Origin of the sequence: Streptomyces sp. NBC_00090 (genome assembly GCF_045160815.1) — a bacterium.
Taxonomy (GTDB): Bacteria; Actinomycetota; Actinomycetes; order Streptomycetales; family Streptomycetaceae; genus Streptomyces.
In genome coordinates, this window is record NZ_CP108224.1 from 6,096,370 (window position 1) to 6,116,392 (window position 20,023).

Below are 20,023 nucleotides of genomic sequence, written 5' to 3' on the forward strand. Positions count from 1 at the left end.
TCCCCCTCGAACGCAGCAGGATCCTACTGGGCCGGGCGGCCGGGGCGGAGCTCAGCGGGGGTCCACCAGCCGGACCCTGAGCGCCGTCACCACCGCCGGGTCGAGCCCGACGTGGCCGGTGACGTACCCGTACACCGAGCCGTACCGCTCCCGCAGGTCCGCGAGGAACAGCCGGATGATGTCGGCCGGCGCCCGGCCGTACCCCGGCCAGCGGAGCTCGCGGCCCGGGTGGGTCGCCCGCCAGTCGGCGATCAGCCGCTCCGTGGCCAGCTCGGTGAGCGCGAAGTCCGCGAGGATCTCCTCGTCGGGGACCTCCAGGAGCGCGAGGACGACGGCCGCGAGGAGCCCCGTGCGGTCCTTGCCGGAGGCGCAGTGGAAGACGAGCGGGCCGTCGGCCGAGGCGATGACCTCCAGGGCCGTACGGAGCTCTTCCGCCCCGTCCTCTGCGACCTCGGCGAACCGGTCGGCGAGGTAGCGCCAGGGATCGAGGTCCGGGTCGATCTCCGCCTGGTCGTACGGCCGGTGCTCGATGGACAGGTTGTGCCAGGAGACCTCCTCGGTCTCCGGCAGGCGGCCCTTGGCGTCGATCTCCCACGGGTAGCGCAGGTCGATCACGGTGTCCACGCGCAGCGCGCGGAAGCGGGCGAGGTCGTCGGTACCGGCTCCGGCGAGCTTGGCCAGGGAGTCGGAGCGGTAGAGGGTCTCCCACCGCACGGTCCCGCCGTCGGCGGTCCGATAGCCGCCCAGGTCACGGAAGTTGTGGAGTCGCTCGAAGGGTATGTGTCGTTGTCTCACGGACGTCAATCTACGGCCCGGGGAACGCAGTTCCGAGGCTCCGAGGCTCCGAGGCTCCGGGGCTCGCTAAGGGGCGCCGAGGTCCGGAGCTACGGACCCACCGCCGCCCAGAAGTGCCCGGTGATCTCCTCCAGGTACGCGCGCCCCTCGTCGCCCGTCGCCGCCGAGGCGCCCCAGCTGCTGGTCGCCGCCATCCGCGCGTGGTAGTCCGTGTGCAGCCGCTGCAGCGCCGACTCCACGATCCGCTTGGGCAGCGGCACCATCTTCACGGCCGGCTTCACGTAGGCCTGCCAGCGGGTGGTGGCGGCGCCGCGCAGCAGCTCGGCGAGGCTCTCGTCGCCGCCGGTCGCCGTGATCAGCTCGCGCGGTCCCAGGCCGAGGAGCTCCGCGAGGGCGGCCGTCTGGCGCTCGGTGCCCCGCCAGCGGCCCTCGTCCTCCATCCGCTGGTACGCGTGGGCCGCCAGGCCCACCCGCCGGGCCAGCTCCTCCGGGGCGAGCCCGCGGGCCAGCCGGTGCTCGCGCAGGGTCGTGGCGGCGGCGATCAGCTCGGCGGGGGCGCACCACAGCACGCCCGCGAGGGCGGTGAGCTCCTGCTCGGTGGGGCGGATGTGGCCGCGCTCCCAGGCGACGACCGTGTCGGGAGTGACGAGGAGGCCGTACTGGGCGCGCAGGCCGTACGCGACGTGGCCGGGGTCCATGCCGAGGCCCTCACGCAGCCGGCGCGCGGCCAGGGCGTTGAAGGGGGGAGAGGGTTGGTGCACCCGGCCAAGGTAGGTGCGGAGGGTGACGGCTGGCTACGGTTCGTTCGCCCAACCTGCGACGTCGTAGGAACGTGGGAACCGATCAGTAACCGCGGGAGCGGCCGTCGAGCCAGCGGTACTGGAGCTCGGGGCGCCCGATCTGACCGTACTGCGGGGCGCGTACGGCCCGGCCCTCGGTCACGAGGTGCTCCAGATAGCGGCGGGCCGTGATGCGGGAGATCCCGACCGCGGTGCCGGCCTCGGCGGCGGTGAGACCGGCGGGGGTGTCCCGGAGGGTGCGGGTGACCGCCTCCAGGGTCGGGGCGCTCAGCCCCTTCGGCAGCGTGGCCGGGTGCGGGGCCCGGAGCGTGGCGAGCGCCCGGTCCACCTCGTCCTGCCCGGAGGCCTCCCCGGCGGACGCCCGGAACTCCGCGTACCGGGCGAGCCGGTCCCGGAGCGTCGCGAAGGCGAAGGGCTTCAGGACGTACTGGACGACGCCGAGGGAGACGCCCTCGCGGACGACCGCCAGGTCGCGGGCGGAGGTCACGGCGATCACGTCGGCGGAGTGCCCGGCGGCGCGCAGCGCGCGCAGCAGCTGGAGGCCGTGGCCGTCGGGCAGGTAGAGGTCGAGGAGGATCAGATCGACCGGCGTCCGGTCGAGGACCCGCACGGCGGCCGCCCGGGAGTGCGCGACCCCGACGACGGTGAAGCCCTCGACCCGCCCGGCGTAGAGCGCGTGGGCGTCGGCCGCGACGGGGTCGTCCTCGACGACGAGGACCCGCAGGGGAGTCGCGTTCACCGTGCCACCCCGGTCCCGGCCGAAGCCGCCCCGGACGCGCCCGTGGCCCGTGGCGCCGCCCCGGACGCGCCCGTGCCTCGTGGCGCCGCCCCGGCGCCGTCCGCACGCCGCGTGCTGGCCGCGGCCCCGGGCCCGGCTTCGGCCCCGGCCTCGGCTCTGGCCCCGGCCTCGGCCCCGGCTCTGGCGGCGGCCTCGTCGTCGGCCCCGGCCCCGGCGGTCGCCCTCCCGCCGGCCGGCGGGAGCGCCGTGTCCTCGCGCGGCAGGGGCAGCCGTACGGTGAACTCCGCGCCGCCCTCCTCCGCGTCCGTGACGTCCAGGGTGCCGGAGGCGCGGGAGACCGCCTGACCGACCAGGGCCAGGCCGAGGCCCCGGCCGGGGCCGCGGGTCGACCAGCCGCGGCCCAGGACCGCGTCCCGGTCGGCCGGGCGGACGCCGGGGCCGTTGTCCCCGACCCGCAGCAGCAGCTCGCCGTCGCCCGTCCGGGCCGCGACCGTGACGGTCACCCGCGCGTGCGGGGTCCCGCCGGCCGCCTCGACCGCGTTGTCGATGAGGTTGCCCAGGATCGTGACCAGGTCGCGGGAGGGCAGGGCCGCCGGCATCCGGCCGTCGTCGATCCGGCTCTCCTCCGTCAGGACGAGCTCCACGCCCCGCTCGTTGGCCTGCGCCGCCTTTCCGAGCAGCAGCGCCGCGAGGACCGGTTCGCCGACCGCGTCGACGACCCGGTCGGTGAGCGCCTGCGCGAGCTCCAGTTCCGCCGTCGCGAACTCCACCGCCTCGGCCACCCGCCCCAGTTCGATGAGCGACACCACCGTGTGCAGCCGGTTCGCCGCCTCGTGGGCCTGGGAGCGCAGCGCCTCCGTGAACCCCCGCTCGGAGTCCAACTCACCGGACAGCGCCTGGAGTTCCGTACGGTCCCGGAGGGTGACGACGGTGCCGCGCCGTTCCCCGCCCACCACCGGGCGGGTGTTGACCACGAGCACCCGGTCGGCCGTCAGATGCGTCTCGTCCACCCGTGGCTCGGAGGAGAGCAGCGCGCCCGTCAGCGGCGCGGGCAGGCCGAGTTCGGCGGCCGGGCGGCCGACGACCCCGTCGTCCAGACCGAGCAGCTCCCGCGCCCCGTCGTTGATGAGGGCGATCCGCCGCCGCCCGTCGAGCATCACGAGCCCTTCCCGTACCGCGTGCAGGGCCGCCTCGTGGTAGTCGTGCATCCGGCTCAGCTCGGCCGCGTTCATGCCGTGCGTGTGGCGGCGCAGGCGCGCGTTGACGACGTACGTGCCGGCGCCGCCCAGCGCGAGCGCCGCGCCCGCCATGCCGAGCAGGGCGGCGACCTGCTCCCGTACCTGCTCGCTGATCTTCTCGATCGTGATGCCCGCGCTGACGAGGGCGACGACCCGGCCGTCGTCGTAGACGGGAGCCACGGTCCGTACGGACGGGCCGAGGATCCCCAGGTGCGTCTCGGAGAAGGTCCGGCCCCGCGCCGCCTCCTCGATGTGGCCGAGGTACGTACGGCCGATCTGCGCCGGCTCGGGATGCGTCCAGCGGGTCCCGTCGGGGGCCATGATCACCACGAAGGCGACGCCCGCGTGGCGGCGCAGCGACTCCGTGTACGGCTGGAGCACCGCGGTGGGGTCGGCCGAGCGGGCCGCGGCCACCACGGAGGGGGAGTCGGCGACGGCCGCGGCGGTCGCCGTGGACTGGCGCCGCGCGGTCTCCTCGGCCTGCGCCCGGTCCGTGACGTACGCGAAGGCCGCGCAGCCGGCCACGACGACGGCCACGAGCACGACCTGCATCGCGAAGAGCTGGCCGGCCAGGCTGCGGGGGCGGGGACGGGGAAAACGCATGCGGGTAAGTGTGCACGGCGGAATTTGCGCCGGGGCATTGCGTTCCCGAATCGTTCTCTTGCCACACCGGGCCCCGACCTCGGCCCTGCCGCCCCTCCCCGGACCGGCGTGATGTTTCGGTCGTGAACGAAACGTACGCAACCGTGACCCCGGTCACAGGCTGATGGATAGTCGCGGAGTCCACCGGGACGTGGACACCCATCAGCGCGAGGAGGACCCCGTGGCCGCACGACGGGACCGTACCCACTATCTCTATCTGGCCGTCATCGGCGCCGTACTGCTCGGCATCGCGGTCGGCTTCCTGGCGCCGGGCGTCGCCGTCGAGCTCAAGCCGCTGGGCACCGGCTTCGTCAATCTGATCAAGATGATGATCTCGCCGATCATCTTCTGCACGATCGTCCTCGGCGTCGGTTCGGTCCGGAAGGCGGCGAAGGTCGGCGCCGTCGGCGGCCTCGCCCTCGGCTACTTCCTCGTGATGTCGACCGTCGCACTCGCGATCGGCCTGGTCGTCGGCAACCTCCTGGAGCCCGGTTCCGGCCTCCACCTCACCAAGGAGATCGCCGAGGCGGGCGCCAAGCAGGCCGAGGGCGCGAGCGAGTCCACGCCGGAGTTCCTGCTCGGGATCATCCCCACCACCCTCGTCTCCGCCTTCACCGAGGGCGAGGTCCTCCAGACCCTCCTCGTCGCGCTGCTCGCCGGCTTCGCGCTCCAGGCGATGGGCGCCGCCGGTGAGCCGGTGCTGCGCGGGATCGGCCACATCCAGCGGCTCGTCTTCCGCATCCTCGCGATGATCATGTGGGTCGCCCCGATCGGCGCGTTCGGCGCGATCGCGGCCGTCGTCGGCGCGACCGGCGTCGACGCCCTCAAGTCCCTCGCCGTCATCATGATCGGCTTCTATCTGACCTGCGGGCTCTTCGTCTTCGTCGTCCTCGGCGCGATCCTGCGACTGGTCGCCGGTATCAACATCTGGACCCTCCTGAAGTACCTGGGCCGGGAGTTCCTGCTGATCCTCTCCACCTCCTCCTCGGAGTCCGCGCTGCCGCGGCTCATCGCGAAGATGGAGCACCTGGGCGTCAGCAAGCCGGTCGTCGGCATCACCGTGCCGACCGGCTACTCCTTCAACCTCGACGGCACCGCGATCTACCTGACGATGGCCTCGCTCTTCGTCGCCGAGGCGATGGGCGACCCGCTCTCGCTCGGCGAGCAGATCTCGCTCCTCGTCTTCATGATCATCGCCTCGAAGGGGGCGGCGGGCGTCACCGGCGCCGGCCTCGCCACCCTCGCGGGCGGCCTCCAGTCGCACCGGCCCGAACTGGTCGACGGGGTGGGCCTGATCGTCGGCATCGACCGCTTCATGAGCGAGGCGCGCGCCCTCACCAACTTCGCCGGCAACGCCGTCGCCACCGTCCTCGTCGGCACCTGGACGAAGGAAATCGACAAGGCACGTGTCGCGGAGGTCCTCGCCGGACACATCCCCTTCGACGAGAAGACCCTCGTCGACGACCACGCCCCCGCCCCGGTCCCCGACCAGCGGACCGAGGAGGGCGAGGAGAAGGCCCGCGCGGGCGTCTGACCCCGACCGGGGGGGCCGCGTCCTGCCGGATCCCGGGCCTTGAGCCGGATCCGGGCTCCGGGAGGACGCGGCGACATCCCGTGCGGGTCAGCCGGAGGCCGGCGGCGCGCCGTCCAGCTCCGCCAGCTCCTCCGCCCCCAGGTCGAGACCGGCCGCCGCGGCCGAGTCCCGTACCGTCTCCGGCCGGCTCGCTCCCGGGATCGGCAGCACCGTCCCCGACCGGCTGAGCAACCAGGCGAGCGCCACCCGCTGCGGGCTGACGCCCCGCTCCCGCGCCACCCGGTGGAAGCCCCCGAAGTCCGGGTCCTCCTCCAGCGCGGACGCCCCGTCCAGCGAGCTGCGGGAGATCCCGCCCAGCGGACTCCACGGCAGGAAGGCGAGACCGAGCTCCGCGCAGAGCCGCAGCTCCGCCTCGCTCTCCCGGACCGCCGGCGAGTAGCGGTTCTGTACGGAGGCCAGCCCGTCGCCCAGGATCTCGCGGGCCAGCAGGATCTGCTCCGTGTCCACGTTCGAGATCCCGGCCAGCCGGATCGTGCCGGCGTCGAGCAACTCCCGTATCGCACGCAGTGATTCGGCGTACGGGACGGCCGGGTCCGGCTTGTGCAGCTGGTACAGGCCGATCGGGGTGGAGCCGAGCCGCCGGGCCGAGGCCTCCGCCGCCCGCCGCAGGTGCGCCGGCCGGCCGTCCACGGTCCAGCCCCCGTCCGCCGTCCGCCCGCGCCCGCCCTTCGTCGCGACCAGCACGTCGTCCGTACGGCCCCCGTACGAGGCCAGGGCCCGGGCGACGAGCAGCTCGCCCTCGCCCGGCGAGCCGTCCGGCGGGTGGTAGGAGTCGGCGGTGTCGAGAAGCGTCACGCCCGCGTCGAGGGCCGCGTGCAGGGTGGCCGCGGCCCGGGCCGCGTCGGGGCGGCCCTCGATGGAGAGCGGCATCGTGCCGAAGCCGATCGCCCCGACCCGTACGTCCCCCAGCGTCCTGAGCCGCATCAGCGCGCCGCCGCGGAGTCCGCCGCCCCGACGTCCGCCGCCCCGAGGTCCGTCGCCTCGGAGTCCGCCGTCTCAACGTCGGCCGCCTCGAAGCGCATCGCCCCGACCGTCTCGGAGAGCGCCCGCGGAAGCCACTCGGCGCAATGCCGGAAGGAATAGCCGAGTGCGGTGGCGCGGGAGTTGTCCATCCCGTACGAGCGGGCGAAGGAGAAGGGCGAGACCTCGCCGACCTCCACCTCCCGGAAGACCGTCCGGCCGCCCGTCAGCTTCTCGATCTCCGCGCAGATGTCGGCCGTGGAGAGCAGACCGTGGGAATGGGCGTTCACCGGCCCGGTGAATTCCGCCTCGACCGCCCAGGCGAGGAACGCGGCGATCTCCTCCACGTACACATAGGTCGCCGGGTGGTTCACCACGGGCACGGTGATCGGTTCGCCGGCCCGGATCCGCCGCGCGTAGTGGTCGATCCGGCCCGTGAAGTCGTCGTCGCCGCCCACCACGTGCGCGACCCGCACCGAGGTCCAGGCGAACGGGGACCCGGCCGCGAACACCGCCTCGGCCTGCCGCTTCCCCTCCCCGTAGTGCTCCTCGCGGAACTCCGGATCCTCCCAGGCCAGGCCCGTGTCGACGGTGACCGCGGCCAGGTCGAGGACGGACTCGGCGACCGGTACGGGCGAGTCCTCGTACCCGTACACCTCCACCGTCGACGTCATCACGTAGCGCCCGGTACGCGTCCCGAACACCCGCAGGGCGATCTCCGCCTGGCGCGGGGTGTAGCAGACCTGGTCCAGGACGACGTCGAAGGAACGGCCCGCCAGAACGGATTCCAGGGCGGCCTCGTCGTCACGGTCGGCCACGAGGTGCTCGATTCCCCCCGGGGTGCCGGAAGAACCCCGGTTGAGCACCGTGATCCGATGTCCGGATTCCCGCAGCAGGGCGATGACCCGCTTTCCGAAATAGCGATTTCCGCCGATGAGCAGAATGTCCATCACTCTCAACTCCCTTGATTCGCAGGACAAGTGTTACGTTGTCCGCTCGCTGCCTGAAGGGGGAATCATGGGAGTCCTGGCCGCCGCACCGAAGGAACCACGGCCTGCGCGCCCCGCCGCCCACGAATCCTCGGCTGCCGCTTTCGACCCCATCGACCGGCAGATACTGGACCTCCTGCAGAGCGACGGCCGGATCAAGCTCAGCGAGCTCGGCCGCCGCGTCCGGCTCAGCCCCGCGGCCGTCACCGAGCGGGTCCGCCGGCTGGAGGCGAGCGGGGCGATCACCGGCTACGGCGCCCATGTCTCCCCGGCCCGGCTCGGCTACGGCATCCAGGCCTTCATCCGGGTCGACCCGCACGGCGGCTACACCCTCAAGCACCCGCGGACCCTGGAACTGACCGCGCGCCCCGAGGTCCTGGAGGTCCACCACGTGGTGGGCGAGGACTGCTGGATCCTCAAGGTCGCCGTCACCGACACCGTCCACCTCGAAGACGTCCTGGAGCAGACCTCGGCGCTCGGCAGGACCACGACGTCGATCGTGCTGTCGTCCCCGGTGGAGCGGAAGCCGCTGCTGCCGCCCGACGGAACTCGTCCTTGACAGCCCCGAGGGCCTGCGGTTGAGATGGAGGAACTCGCGTCGCGTGTCGGTCCGTGCCGGAAAGCGGAGACATGGAGGCAAGAGGACGGTTGGGACGGCTTTGCCTCTCCACTTCACCACACAGATCATCGATGAATTCCGCACCGGCGCCGGGAAACCCGGCGGCCCCTTCGAGGGACGGGTGCTTCTCCCTCTGACCACCGCCCCGCCCGAGGCCGGCGACCGGGTGGCCCGGTGAGCCCTTCGAGGTCACTTCTTGCCTTGACGTCGGCGTCAAGGCTTACGTTCGGGGACATGCGCATCGGAGAGCTGGCCGAGCGGGCGGGAACCACCACGCGGACTCTGCGGTACTACGAGTCCCGTGGCCTGCTGCCCGCGCGGCGCACGGAGCAGGGGTACCGCACGTACGACGAGGACGACCTGCGGCTCCTCCAGCAGATCAGGACCCTGCAGGACTTCGGGTTCGAGCTGGAGGAGACGCGGCCGTTCGTCGACTGTCTGCGGGCGGGGCACCCCGCGGGGGACGCCTGCCCCGCGTCGATCGCCGTCTACCGGCGGAAGGTCGCCGAGCTGGACGGGCTGATCGCAGAGCTCCGGGCGGTACGCGCCCAGGTGGGCGCCCAGCTCCTGCGGGCCGAGGCGGAGTTGCCGCACGGCCCGGAACCCCGGTGCGAGCTCGGTTCGGAGTGGGACACGGAGACGGATCCGGAGACGGGTCCGGACAGGGAGGGGTGACGGGGATGACGACGCACACGCAGGGCGTGGCCGAGGTCACGGACGCGGACTTCGGCACGGAGGTGCTGGGCGCCGGGCTGCCGGTCCTGGTGAAGTTCACCGCGGTGTGGTGCGGGCCGTGCCGGCAGCTGACGCCGGTGCTCGCCGCGATCGCCGCGGAGGAGTCGGAGCGGCTGCGGATCGTCGAGATCGACGTGGACCGCAACCCGGAGACCACGACGAGGTACGGGGTGCTCGCGACCCCGACGCTCATGGTCTTCCGGGCGGGCGAGCCGGTGAGGTCGATCGTCGGGGCCCGCCCGAAGCGCCGCCTCCTGGAGGAGCTGGAGGACGTGCTCGCCTGACCGGGCCGGTCCGCGAGACTTTCGCCAGGGCATACAGAAATACCCCGACTAGAATTGACAGTCGGGGTATTGCCTCGCGTATATTAATGGATTCCGTGCCCGGACATACCGAAAGCACGGAGAAGTTCAATAAACGCACTGTATCGCGCCGGGAGTCGAATTGTCAACCGAGGAATTTCGGAACGAGCAGCAATTCATCACCGATCTGTACGCACGACTCGACGACCTGAGGGACCGGGCCGAGGCGGCCGTCGCCCAGGCCCTGCGCACCCCCGGGGTGGGCAGCAACCAGGGCCGCCTCGAACGGGACGTGACGGTCGCCGAACAGTCCGGGCTGCTCGCCGCGTTCGACGCGGGGGAGAGCGGGCTCTGCTTCGGCCGGCTCGTCTTCCGCGACGGCCGCGACCACCACATCGGACGGATCGGCATCCGCAGGGACGACCCGAACCGCACCCCCCTCGTCGTCGACTGGCGCGCCGAGGTCGCCCGGCCCTTCTACCTCGCCACCGGGTACGAGCCCATGGGCCTCTCCCGCCGCCGGCACATCAGCACCCGGGGCCGCGAGGTCACCGCCCTCCACGACGAGGTGCTCGACCTCGCCGACGCCACCCGCACCGGGCACGAGAGCCGCGACGCCGACGAGGTGCTGCTCGCCGCGCTCGACGCCGCCCGCACCGGCCGCATGCACGACATCGTGCAGACCATCCAGGGCGAGCAGGACGCCATCATCCGCTCCCCGCACCACGGCGTCCTCGTCGTCGAGGGCGGCCCCGGCACCGGCAAGACCGCCGTCGCCCTGCACCGGGCCGCGTACCTCCTCTACGCCCACCGCGAGCAACTCGCCAAGCGGGCCGTCCTCATCGTCGGCCCCAACCCCGCCTTCCTCGGCTACATCGGCAACGTCCTGCCCTCCCTCGGCGAGACCGGCGTCCTCCTCGCCACCCCCGCCGAACTCTTCCCCGGCGTCCGCGCCACCGGCACCGACACCCCGCGCGCCGCCGCCGTCAAGGGCTCCGCGGCCATGGCCGGGGCGCTCGCCGCGGCCGTACGGGACCGCCAGCAGGTCCCCGAGCGCGGCGCGCCCCTCGTCGTCCCGCACGAGGACGGGGACCTGGTCATCGACTGGGACATGGCCCTGGAGGCCCGCCACAAGGCCCGCGAGACCGTCCTCCCGCACAACCTCGCCCGCCCCTACTTCGTCTTCCGCGTCCTGGACGCGCTCGCCGAACAGCTCGCCGACCGCATCGGCGCCGACCCCTACGGCGGACCCAACTTCCTCGGCCCCGACGACCGCGCACTCCTCGCCAAGGGCATCGCCGCCAACCCCGACGTCCACGCCGCCGTCGACACCCTCTGGCCCGCCCTCACCCCCCAGGAGTTCCTCGCCGACTACCTCGCCGAGCCCACCCACCTCGACGACGCGGACGCGGCGGCGATCCGGCGCGACTCCGGGGAGTGGACCCCCGCCGACGTCCCCCTCCTCGACGAGGCCGCCGAACTCCTCGGCGAGGACGACTCGGCCGCCCGCGCCGCCCAGGAGGCCGAGCGGCAGCGCCAGATCCAGTACGCGCAGGGCGTCCTCGACGTCTCGTACGCCTCGCGCACCTACGAGTTCGAGGACAAGGAGGAGCTGGACGAGGACGCCTCCGAGGTCCTCTCCGCCCACGACATCATCGACGCCGAGCGCTTCGCCGAACGGCACGAGGAGGCCGACCACCGCACCGCCGCCGAACGGGCCGCCGCCGACCGCACCTGGGCCTTCGGCCACATCATCGTGGACGAGGCCCAGGAGCTCTCCGCGATGACCTGGCGGCTCCTCATGCGCCGCAGCCCGACCCGCTCCATGACCCTGGTCGGCGACCCCGCCCAGACCGGCGACCCGGCCGGCGTCGGCGCCTGGGAGCGGATCCTCGACCCGTACGTGCAGGACCGCTGGGAGCACGTACGCCTCGGCGTCAACTACCGCACGCCCGCCGAGATCATGGCGGTCGCCGCCGAGGTGCGAAGGACCGCCGACCCGGGCTTCGAACCGCCCCGGTCGGTGCGCTCCACCGGCGTGGAACCCTGGGACCGGACCGTCGACGACCCGGTCAAGGAGGCCGCCGACGCGGTCGCCGCCGAGCTGCGGTCCGAGGGCCGGCTCGCCGTGATCGCCCCCGAGGAGCTGCTCCCCGGCCTGGTCGCCGCCCTTCCGGACGCCGCCCACGGCACCGCCCCGGACCTCACCCGGCCGGTGGTCCTCCTCGACCCCCGGCAGGCGAAGGGCCTGGAGTTCGACACGGTCCTCGTCGTCGACCCGGAGGGGATCGTGGACGGCGCCCCGCACGGGGTCAACGACCTGTACGTGGCGCTGACCCGGGCGACCCAGCGACTGGGTGTGATCAGGAGGGCCGCCCCGGCCGTCACGCCGGCCTGAGCCAGACCGTCGCCAGCGGCGGCAGCGTCATCCGCACGCTCGACGAACGGCCGTGCCACGGCACCGACTCGGTCTTCACCGGGTCGGTGCCCACCACGTCCCCGCCGCCGTACCGGGCGGCGTCCGTGTTCAGGACCTCCGCCCAGGCGGCGAAGGTGTCCGGCACCCCGAGCCGGTAGTCATGCCGGACGACCGGCGAGAAGTTCGACACGGCGAGCAGCGGCGAACCGAAGCCGTCGAAGCGCAGGAACGCGAAGACGTTGTCCTCCGCCGCGTCCCCGGCCACCCACTGGAAGCCGTCCGGGGCGGTGTCCCGCTCCCAGAGCGCCGGGTGCGCCGCGTACACCGTGTTCAGGTCCCGCACCAGGTCCCGGACGCCCCGGTGGTCGGGCTCCGCCCCGTACGCCGGGTCGAGCAGCCACCAGTCGGGCCCGTGCTCCGCCGACCACTCCGCCCCCTGCGCGAACTCCTGACCCATGAAGAGGAGTTGCTTGCCGGGATGGGCCCACATGAAGCCCAGGTAGGCCCGGTGGTTGGCCCGCTGCTGCCACCAGTCGCCCGGCATCTTCGAGACCAGCGACCGCTTGCCGTGCACGACCTCGTCGTGCGAGATCGGCAGGATGTAGTTCTCGCTGTACGCGTACACCATCGAGAAGGTCATCTCGTGGTGGTGGTACTTGCGGTGCACCGGCTCCTTCCCCGCGTAGCCGAGCGAGTCGTGCATCCAGCCCATGTTCCACTTCATGCCGAAGCCCAGACCGCCGAAGCCGCCCGGCCCGACCTGGTCCGTCGCCCGGGTCACCCCGTCCCAGGCCGTGGACTCCTCGGCGAAGGTGACGATCCCCGGGCAGCGCCGGTACACGGTCGCGTTCATCTCCTGGAGGAAGGCCACCGCGTCCAGGTTCTCCCGCCCGCCGAACTCGTTCGGCAGCCACTCGCCGTGCTCCCGCGAGTAGTCCAGGTAGAGCATCGAGGCCACCGCGTCCACCCGGAGCCCGTCGAGGTGGAACTCCTGGCACCAGTAGACCGCGTTGGCGACGAGGAAGTTCCGCACCTCCTTGCGCCCGTAGTCGAACTCCAGGGTCCCCCAGTCGGGATGGTGCGAGCGGCGCGGGTCCTCGTGCTCGTACAGCGGACGCCCGTCGAACTCGGCGAGCGCCCAGTCGTCCTTCGGGAAGTGCGCCGGGACCCAGTCCATCAGGACCCCGATCCCCGCCCGGTGCAGGGCGTCGACCAGGTGCTTGAAGTCGTCGGGAGTGCCCAGCCGGGCCGTCGGCGCGTAGAAGCCGGTGACCTGGTAGCCCCAGGAGCCGCTGAACGGATGCTCGGCGACGGCCATGAACTCCACGTGCGTGAAGCCGAGGTCGCGGACGTAGTCGGGCAGCTGCTCCGCCAGCTCGCGGTACGTCAGCCCCGGCCGCCAGGACGGCAGGTGGAGCTCGTAGACGGAGAGCGGGGACTCGTGGTGCGGGCGGGCGCCGCGCCGGTCCATCCACTCGGCGTCGTCCCACGCGTGGTGCGAGGCGGTGACGACCGACGCGGTGTTCGGCGGGCACTCGGTGCGGCGGGCCATCGGGTCCGCCCGCACGGTGTGCGAACCGTCCGGGCGGGTGATGTCGTACTTGTAGACGGCGCCCTCGCCGATGCCCGGCAGGAACAGCTCCCACACGCCCGTCGATCCGAGCGAGCGCATCGGCAGCCCCGTGCCGTCCCAGTGCGTGAAGTCACCGGTGACCCGGACTCCGCGCGCGTTCGGCGCCCAGACGGCGAAGCGGGTGCCGGTCACGCCCTCGTGGGTCAGCGTGTGGGAGCCGAGCGCCGTCCACAGCTCCTCGTGCCGCCCCTCGCCGATCAGGTGCAGATCGAGCTCACCGAGGGAGGGCAGGAAGCGGTACGGGTCGACGACGGCGAGCTCGTCGCCACCGTCCTCGTAGCGGACCCGCAGCTCGTACGCGGGCACCTTGCGCAGCAGCGGCAGCAGGCACGAGAAGAGCCCGTCGCCGTCGTCGTGAAGCGCGACGCGACGACCCTTGGCGAGGACGGCGACCTCCTTCGCCCACGGGCGCAGCACACGCACCACGACCCCACCGCGCACCGGGTGCGCACCGAGAACGCCGTGCGGATCGTGGTGCTCACCGGCGAGCAGCCGGGCGCGGTCGCCCGGATCGAGGGGTGGCGCCTTCCGCACGGCGGTCCGGTCCGATGCGGGCGTCTTCCTGGCGCGCGACGTCTTGCCTGCGGATCGGGCGGTCACGGGGGTGCCTCCTGGAGGGCGAGGGGAACAGGGGTACGGGGTAGGCAACGGTGGGGTGCGGGTACGGGACACTCGGCCGAACGGGGCGCGTGGCGGTCGCCGCAGGCGAGAGCGGTAGGGGAGAGGGCGACGATTGGGCCGAACGGGTCGCCCCCGCCCGGCCGGTGCCCCCGCCGGCCGTCGGGCGCGGGCGGGGCGGGGGCTCGTGGTGGGTCATGGTGAGGTCGCGAGGCGTTCGATCGCGGACATGGGGACCGGGAGCCAGTCCGGTCGGTGGCGTGCCTCGTAGACGACCTCGTAGACCGCCTTGTCGGTCTCGTAGGCGCGGAGGAGCGCCGGGTCCGTGCGCGGGTCGGCGCCCGACACCTCCGCGTAGCCCGTGCAGTAGGCGGCCCGGCAGCGGGCCGCCCAGTCCGCGTTCCACGGACGGTGCGTGCGGGCCGCGTAGTCGAAGGAGCGGAGCATTCCGGCGACGTCGCGGACCGTGGGCTGGGGACTCCGCCGCTCGTCCAGCGGCTTCGCCGGTTCGCCCTCGAAGTCGATGACCGCCCAGCCGCCGTCGGAGCCCCGCAGGGTCTGCCCCAGATGGAGGTCGCCGTGGATGCGCTGGAGGGCGCCCGCGCCGGGGGCGTCGCCGGCCGCCGCGAAGACGGCCCGCAACCCCGGTACGTACGGCAGGAGTGCGGGCACCGCCTGCGCCGCCGCGTGCAGCCGCCGGTCCATCGCCGCGGCGAGGTGCTCGGTCTCGGACCGCCGCAGTCGCCGGGTCGGCAGCGCGTCGGCGAGCGCGAGGTGCACCTCGGCCGTGGCCCGGCCGAGGGCCCGCGCCTCGGTGGCGAACTCCCGCCCGTCGGCGAGCGCGTCGAGCGCGAGCCGCCAGCCGTCCCGGGAGTCCCGCAGATAGGGCTGGAGGACGCCGAGGGTCGCGGCCCCCGACTCGAACCAGGCGACCGGAGCCGGTACGCGGGCGCAGCCGGCCCGGCTCAGCGCGAGGGGCAGTTCCAGGTCGGGGTTGGCGCCCGGACTGACCCTGCGGAAGATCTTCAGGATGTACGAATCGCCGTACACCAGCGATGAGTTGGACTGCTCTGCGTCGAGCACCCGGGGGGCGAGCGCGGGTGGCAGGGCGGTGGTCGCGTGGAAGCGCAGCGGGCCGGTCCGGCCCGGGGCGCGCAGCCGCTCGTAGAGGAGTCCGGCGAGCCGCGGGTCGCGCAGCCCTTCGTAGACCGCGCGTCCGGCGAGCGGGCCCTGTCTGATCCGCCCGATCAGGGCGGGGGCGAGGCGGGGCGGCAGCTGGGTCCGTACGCCCAGGAGCAGTTGGTAGCAGTCGGCGGGTGTTCCGGCCGGGCGGCCGGGCTGTTCGACCCGTACGAGCAGATGGAGGAGACCGGGTCCCGTGCCGTCCAGGGGCAGCAGCTCGGTGGCCGCTTCCAGCGTGAATCCGGTGACCCGGCGGCCCTTGCCCGCGAACCAGCGCTGCCGGGGCAGCCATTCGTGGAGCAGGGGGGCGAGGGACGGAAGGAGGGCGTCCGAGGCCCGGGTGGTGGATGCGGTCTCCGGCATGGCATCGCGTCCTTTCCCCGGGGCGCGCAGTTGGCTGTTGTAGGCGTTCAAATGCGCAGAGTGTCCCGGATGGCGGCTTGGACTGTCCGGAAGTGCGGGACGTGTCGGAAGGGGAAGATCCGTATGGGCCCGGCAAGAAGGCCCGTATGGACCTGAATCGTGTGTGGGACACAGTGCCCAGAGGGGGACGGGGGAAACCGTCCCACCCCGGACGAATCCGAACTGACCGTCGGTCAGTGCTTCTTGAGACGGAACCAGTAGAACCCGTGTCCCGCAAGGGTCAGGAGGTAGGGCAGCTCGCCGATGGCCGGGAACGTCACCCCGCCGATCAGCTCCACCGGCTGGGTGCCGGCGAAGCGCCGCAGGTCGAGCTCGGTCGGCTGCGCGAACCGCGAGAAGTTGTTCACGCAGAGGACGAGATCGTCACCGTCCTCCCTCAGGAAGGCGAGCACCGCCGGGTTGGACGCCGGGAGTTCGGTGTACGTCCCCGTGCCGAAGGCCCGGTTCTGCTTACGGATCTCGATCATCCGCTTCGTCCAGTGCAGCAGCGAGGACGGCGAGGCCATGCCCGCCTCGACGTTGGTCACCTGGTAGCCGTGGACCGGGTCCATGATGGCCGGAAGGTAGAGCCGCCCCGGGTCGCAGGAGGAGAAGCCCGCGTTCCGGTCGGGAGTCCACTGCATCGGGGTGCGGACCCCGTCCCGGTCGCCCAGCCAGATGTTGTCGCCCATGCCGATCTCGTCGCCGTAGTACAGCACCGGCGAACCGGGCAGCGAGAAGAGCAGCGCGGTGAAGAGCTCCATCTGCTTGCGGTCGTTGTCGAGGAGCGGGGCGAGCCGCCGCCGGATGCCGATGTTGGCCCGCATCCGCGGGTCCTTGGCGTACTCGGCGTACATGTAGTCGCGCTCTTCGTCCGTGACCATCTCGAGGGTGAGCTCGTCGTGGTTGCGCAGGAAGATGCCCCACTGACAGCCGGAGGGGATCTCCGGGGTCTTCGCGAGGATCTCGGAGACCGGGTACCGCGACTCGCGCCGCACCGCCATGAAGATCCGCGGCATGACCGGGAAGTGGAAGGCCATGTGGCACTCGTCGCCGCCCGAGCGGAAGTCGCCGAAGTAGTCGACGACGTCCTCCGGCCACTGGTTCGCCTCGGCGAGCAGGACCGTGTCCGGGTAGTGGTCGTCGATCTCCTTGCGGACCCGCTTGAGGAAGCCGTGGGTCGCCGGAAGGTTCTCGCAGTTGGTGCCCTCCTGCTGGTACAGGTAGGGCACCGCGTCGAGGCGGAAGCCGTCGATCCCCAGGTCCAGCCAGAACTTCAGCGCGGAGAGGATCTCCTCCTGCACGGTCGGGTTCTCGTAGTTGAGGTCCGGCTGGTGCGAGAAGAAGCGATGCCAGTAGTACTGCTTGCGGACCGGGTCGAAGGTCCAGTTGGAGGACTCGGTGTCGACGAAGATGATCCGCGCGTCCGCGTACTGCTTGTCGTCGTCCGCCCAGACGTAGTAGTCGCCGTACGGACCGTCCGGGTCGCGCCGGGACTCCAGGAACCACGGGTGCTGGTCGCTCGTGTGGTTCATGACGAAGTCGATGACCACGCGCATTCCGCGCTGGTGGGCGGCGTCGACGAACTCGACGAAGTCGGCCAGGTCGCCGAACTCGGGGAGCACCGAGGTGTAGTCGGCGACGTCGTAGCCTCCGTCCCGCAGCGGGGACTTGAAGAACGGCGGCAGCCAGAGGCAGTCCACGCCCAGCCACTGGAGGTAGTCCAGTTTGGACGTGATGCCCTTCAGGTCGCCGACGCCGTCGCCGTTGCTGTCCTGGAAGGAGCGGACGAGGACCTCGTAGAAGACGGCCCGCTTGAACCAGTCGGGATCGCGGTCCTTGGCGGGGGTGTCCTCGAAGGTGTCGGGGACGGGCTCGTTGACAGTCATGTTGTGGGTGACCCTCCGGTCTGCGGGGACGGTCGCAGGACGAGGACGTGCGCGGGTGTGACACCCGGCTCTAGGCGCACGTAGCTGGCCCTGCCCCAGTGATAGGTCTCGCCGGTGAGCTCGTCGCGCACCGGCACGGTCTCGTGCCAGTCGAGGCCGAGTTCCGGCATGTCCAACGAGACCGTCGCCTCCTGGGTGTGGTGCGGGTCGAGGTTGACGACCATCAGAACGGTGTTCGAACCCGATCGCTTGCTGTACGCGATCACCTGCGGGTTGTCGGTGTCGTGGAAGGTCAGGTTCCGCAGCCTGCGGAGCGCCGGGTGACGGCGCCTGATCCGGTTCAGGGCGGTGATGAGCGGAGTGATCGTCGCCCCGGCCCGCTCCGCCGACTCCCAGTCACGCGGCCGCAGTTCGTACTTCTCCGAGTCCAGGTACTCCTCGCTGCCGTCACGCAGCGGGGTGTTCTCGCACAGCTCGTACCCGGCGTACATGCCCCAGGACGGCGAGAGCGTCGCGGCCAGCACCGCCCGCGCCTCGAACGCGGGCCGGCCACCGTCCTGGAGGTAGGCGTGCAGGATGTCGGGGGTGTTCACGAAGAAGTTCGGCCGCATCTGCGCGGCCGTCTCCCCGGACAGCTCGGTGAGGTACTCCGTCAGCTCCTCCTTGGTGTTGCGCCAGGTGAAGTACGTGTACGACTGCTGGAAGCCGATCGCGCCGAGGGTCCGCATCATCGCGGGCCGCGTGAAGGCCTCCGCCAGGAAGATCACGTCCGGGTCGGCGCCGTTGATCTCGCCGATCACCCGCTCCCAGAACACCACCGGCTTGGTGTGCGGGTTGTCGACCCGGAAGATCCGCACGCCGTGGTCCATCCAGTGCCGCAGCACCCGCACGGTCTCCGCGACGATCCCGTCCATGTCGGCGTCGAAGGCGATGGGATAGATGTCCTGGTACTTCTTCGGCGGGTTCTCCGCGTACGCGATCGAACCGTCCGGGCGGTGGTGGAACCACTCCGGGTGCTTCTCCACCCACGGGTGGTCCGGCGAACACTGGAGGGCGAAGTCCAGCGCGATCTCCAGACGCAGCTCCCGGGCGCGCGCCACGAACGCGTCGAAGTCCTCGAAGGTGCCCAGGTCCGGGTGGAGCGCGTCGTGCCCGCCCTCGGGGGAGCCGATCGCCCACGGCACGCCCACGTCGTTCGGAGAGGCCGACAGGGAGTTGTTCGGGCCCTTGCGGTGGGTCTCGCCGATCGGGTGGACCGGCGGCAGGTACACCACGTCGAAGCCCATCGCCGCGACCGCCGGGAGCCGTTCGGCCGCGGTCCGGAAGTTCCCCGGAACCGTACGGCCCTTCACCTTCCGCACGCCCTCCGAGCGCGGGAAGAACTCGTACCAGGAGCCGAACAGGGCCCGCTCCCGCTCCACCTGGAGCGGCAACGCGGGCGAGGAGGAGAGGAGTTCGCGCAGCGGGTACCGGTCGAGGGAGTCGACCACCCGCGGGGCGAGCGCCGCCGCGAGCCGGACGGCGGCCGGACGGGCCACGTCACGCAGCGCGTCCGCGGCGGCGAGCACGGCCTCCCGGCCGCCGCCCTTCTTCGGGACGCCCTTCGCGGCCCGCTCGTGCAGCTCGGCCCCCTCGGCGAGGACCAGTTCGGAGTCGATCCCGGCCGGGATCTTGATCTTCGCCGTATGGCGCCAGGTGGCCAACGGATCGCTCCACGCCTCGACGGTGTACGTCCATCGGCCCTCGGCGCCGGGGGTGACCTCGGCACCCCATCGGTCGGTACCGGGGGCCAGTTCACGCATCGGGGTCCACGGGCCGGGGCGGCCCGACGGGCCACGAAGTACGACATTGGCGGCGACCGCGTCGTGGCCTTCGCGGAAGACGGTCGCCGTCACCTCGAAGGACTCTCCGGCCACCGCTTTCGCGGGGCGCCGGCCACAGTCGACCAGCGGGCGTACGTCCAGTACGGGAATGCGTCCCATGAGCGGATTCACGGCATCACCTGACGGGTTACGGGGGTGCGGGTGGTGGTGCGCTCTTTTTAGCTCCGTCGACGGCCGGCGGGTTGCGGGCATGGCCGCTCCTGTCCGCGTTCACTCGAATGGCGGGTCCACAGGGAGTACGGGGTCCGATACGGGGTTCACGGGGGACGGTTTCGGGGGTGTACCGGAGGAGCCTTCCCCCGGTTCCCGGGTGAGCAATCCGGCGCCTTGTTAACTACTCGGACGTAGCCGTGCGGGCAAGTGCCCGGACGACCGGAAACGAGCCCCGCTTGCCGTTCTTTGGGGCTCGGTTCGCCTCCGGGGCACCCCTTTTTTCGGGCTCGGTTCGCCTCCGGGGCGCTCCAGCCGGGCTCACGGGGTCGACCGTGCTCGAATCGCTCGTTCCTCACGATCCTCCGCGCGCTCGACCCCGTTCCCCCGGCGCGCCCCTTCGGCTCACTCGCCCTGGCGGACGCCAAGCGGCC

Annotated in this window: 15 protein-coding genes; 5 read left to right on the forward strand and 10 right to left on the reverse strand. The window is 72.2% G+C overall.

Annotated features, from left to right (window positions below; genetic code table 11):
* Window positions 1-51 precede the first annotated feature (51 nt).
* From OG361_RS27520 to OG361_RS27535, 4 genes are all read right to left on the reverse strand, one after another.
* Window positions 52-795 (reverse strand): tyrosine-protein phosphatase, encoded by a 744-nt coding sequence (locus OG361_RS27520; RefSeq protein WP_405857706.1) that lies wholly within the window; start codon window positions 793-795, stop codon window positions 52-54.
* Window positions 796-884: 89 nt separating this feature from the next.
* Window positions 885-1,493: a helix-turn-helix domain-containing protein gene (locus OG361_RS27525; protein ID WP_405862462.1), complete on the reverse strand. Its 609-nt coding sequence runs from the start codon at window positions 1,491-1,493 to the stop codon at window positions 885-887.
* A 145-nt stretch (window positions 1,494-1,638) separates the two neighbouring features.
* Window positions 1,639-2,334, reverse strand: a complete 696-nt coding sequence (locus OG361_RS27530) for a response regulator (protein ID WP_405857708.1) — start codon at window positions 2,332-2,334, stop codon at window positions 1,639-1,641.
* Window positions 2,331-4,175, reverse strand: coding sequence for an ATP-binding protein (locus tag OG361_RS27535; RefSeq protein ID WP_405857710.1), 1,845 nt, complete (start codon window positions 4,173-4,175; stop codon window positions 2,331-2,333). Before OG361_RS27535 ends, OG361_RS27530 begins: the two co-directional genes overlap by 4 nt.
* Before the next feature lie 163 nt (window positions 4,176-4,338).
* Here OG361_RS27535 and OG361_RS27540 point away from each other — a divergent pair, with 163 nt between their 5' ends.
* Window positions 4,339-5,748 carry a cation:dicarboxylate symporter family transporter gene (locus OG361_RS27540; RefSeq protein WP_405857712.1) on the forward strand — a complete coding sequence of 470 codons (1,410 nt, stop codon included), beginning with the start codon at window positions 4,339-4,341 and terminating at the stop codon, window positions 5,746-5,748.
* A gap of 87 nt (window positions 5,749-5,835) precedes the next feature.
* Here the strand turns inward: OG361_RS27540 and OG361_RS27545 are convergent, their stop codons facing one another.
* Together OG361_RS27545 and OG361_RS27550 are read right to left on the reverse strand one after the other, a co-directional pair.
* Window positions 5,836-6,732, reverse strand: coding sequence for an aldo/keto reductase (locus tag OG361_RS27545; RefSeq protein ID WP_405857714.1), 897 nt, complete (start codon window positions 6,730-6,732; stop codon window positions 5,836-5,838).
* Window positions 6,732-7,718: an NAD-dependent epimerase/dehydratase family protein gene (locus tag OG361_RS27550; protein WP_405857716.1), complete on the reverse strand. Its 987-nt coding sequence runs from the start codon at window positions 7,716-7,718 to the stop codon at window positions 6,732-6,734. Before OG361_RS27550 ends, OG361_RS27545 begins: the two co-directional genes overlap by 1 nt.
* Before the next feature lie 67 nt (window positions 7,719-7,785).
* Here OG361_RS27550 and OG361_RS27555 point away from each other — a divergent pair, with 67 nt between their 5' ends.
* The 4 genes from OG361_RS27555 to OG361_RS27570 all read left to right on the forward strand — a co-directional run bounded on the left by OG361_RS27555 (window position 7,786) and on the right by OG361_RS27570 (window position 11,811).
* Complete coding sequence (locus OG361_RS27555; protein ID WP_405857718.1) at window positions 7,786-8,316, forward strand: Lrp/AsnC family transcriptional regulator; 531 nt, start codon at window positions 7,786-7,788, stop codon at window positions 8,314-8,316.
* 294 nt (window positions 8,317-8,610) lie between these two features.
* Window positions 8,611-9,051: a MerR family transcriptional regulator gene (locus OG361_RS27560; RefSeq protein WP_405857720.1), complete on the forward strand. Its 441-nt coding sequence runs from the start codon at window positions 8,611-8,613 to the stop codon at window positions 9,049-9,051.
* 5 nt (window positions 9,052-9,056) lie between these two features.
* Entirely contained in the window at window positions 9,057-9,395 is a 339-nt protein-coding gene (locus OG361_RS27565; RefSeq protein WP_405857722.1) for a thioredoxin family protein, read from the forward strand.
* Between the two features lie 160 nt (window positions 9,396-9,555).
* Window positions 9,556-11,811: a HelD family protein gene (locus OG361_RS27570; RefSeq protein WP_405857724.1), complete on the forward strand. Its 2,256-nt coding sequence runs from the start codon at window positions 9,556-9,558 to the stop codon at window positions 11,809-11,811.
* Here OG361_RS27570 and glgB read toward each other — a convergent pair.
* From glgB to OG361_RS27590, 4 genes are all read right to left on the reverse strand, one after another.
* On the reverse strand, window positions 11,798-14,065 hold the full coding sequence (gene glgB, locus OG361_RS27575) for a 1,4-alpha-glucan branching enzyme (RefSeq protein ID WP_405857726.1): 2,268 nt from the start codon (window positions 14,063-14,065) through the stop codon (window positions 11,798-11,800). The two genes, OG361_RS27570 and glgB, sit on opposite strands and share 14 nt — an antisense overlap.
* A 213-nt stretch (window positions 14,066-14,278) precedes the next feature.
* Window positions 14,279-15,628, reverse strand: a complete 1,350-nt coding sequence (locus OG361_RS27580) for a maltokinase N-terminal cap-like domain-containing protein (RefSeq protein WP_405857728.1) — start codon at window positions 15,626-15,628, stop codon at window positions 14,279-14,281.
* Between the two features lie 233 nt (window positions 15,629-15,861).
* Window positions 15,862-17,556 (reverse strand): maltose alpha-D-glucosyltransferase, encoded by a 1,695-nt coding sequence (gene treS / locus OG361_RS27585; RefSeq protein ID WP_405857730.1) that lies wholly within the window; start codon window positions 17,554-17,556, stop codon window positions 15,862-15,864.
* Window positions 17,553-19,538: an alpha-1,4-glucan--maltose-1-phosphate maltosyltransferase gene (locus OG361_RS27590; RefSeq protein WP_405857732.1), complete on the reverse strand. Its 1,986-nt coding sequence runs from the start codon at window positions 19,536-19,538 to the stop codon at window positions 17,553-17,555. Before OG361_RS27590 ends, treS begins: the two co-directional genes overlap by 4 nt.
* Window positions 19,539-20,023: the final 485 nt, after the last annotated feature.

Bases quoted from the DNA above. Each gene is read 5' to 3' on its own strand.
- OG361_RS27525 (WP_405862462.1), bottom strand. From the start codon at position 1,493: ATGGACCCCGGCCACGTCGCGTACGGCCTGCGCGCCCAGTACGGCCTC.
- OG361_RS27535 (WP_405857710.1), bottom strand. From the start codon at position 4,175: ATGCGTTTTCCCCGTCCCCGCCCCCGCAGCCTGGCCGGCCAGCTCTTC.
- OG361_RS27540 (WP_405857712.1), top strand. From the start codon at position 4,339: ATGGATAGTCGCGGAGTCCACCGGGACGTGGACACCCATCAGCGCGAG.
- OG361_RS27545 (WP_405857714.1), bottom strand. From the start codon at position 6,732: ATGCGGCTCAGGACGCTGGGGGACGTACGGGTCGGGGCGATCGGCTTC.
- OG361_RS27550 (WP_405857716.1), bottom strand. From the start codon at position 7,718: ATGGACATTCTGCTCATCGGCGGAAATCGCTATTTCGGAAAGCGGGTC.
- OG361_RS27555 (WP_405857718.1), top strand. From the start codon at position 7,786: ATGGGAGTCCTGGCCGCCGCACCGAAGGAACCACGGCCTGCGCGCCCC.
- OG361_RS27560 (WP_405857720.1), top strand. From the start codon at position 8,611: ATGCGCATCGGAGAGCTGGCCGAGCGGGCGGGAACCACCACGCGGACT.
- OG361_RS27565 (WP_405857722.1), top strand. From the start codon at position 9,057: ATGACGACGCACACGCAGGGCGTGGCCGAGGTCACGGACGCGGACTTC.
- OG361_RS27580 (WP_405857728.1), bottom strand. From the start codon at position 15,628: ATGCCGGAGACCGCATCCACCACCCGGGCCTCGGACGCCCTCCTTCCG.
- treS (WP_405857730.1), bottom strand. From the start codon at position 17,556: ATGACTGTCAACGAGCCCGTCCCCGACACCTTCGAGGACACCCCCGCC.
- OG361_RS27590 (WP_405857732.1), bottom strand. From the start codon at position 19,538: ATGGGACGCATTCCCGTACTGGACGTACGCCCGCTGGTCGACTGTGGC.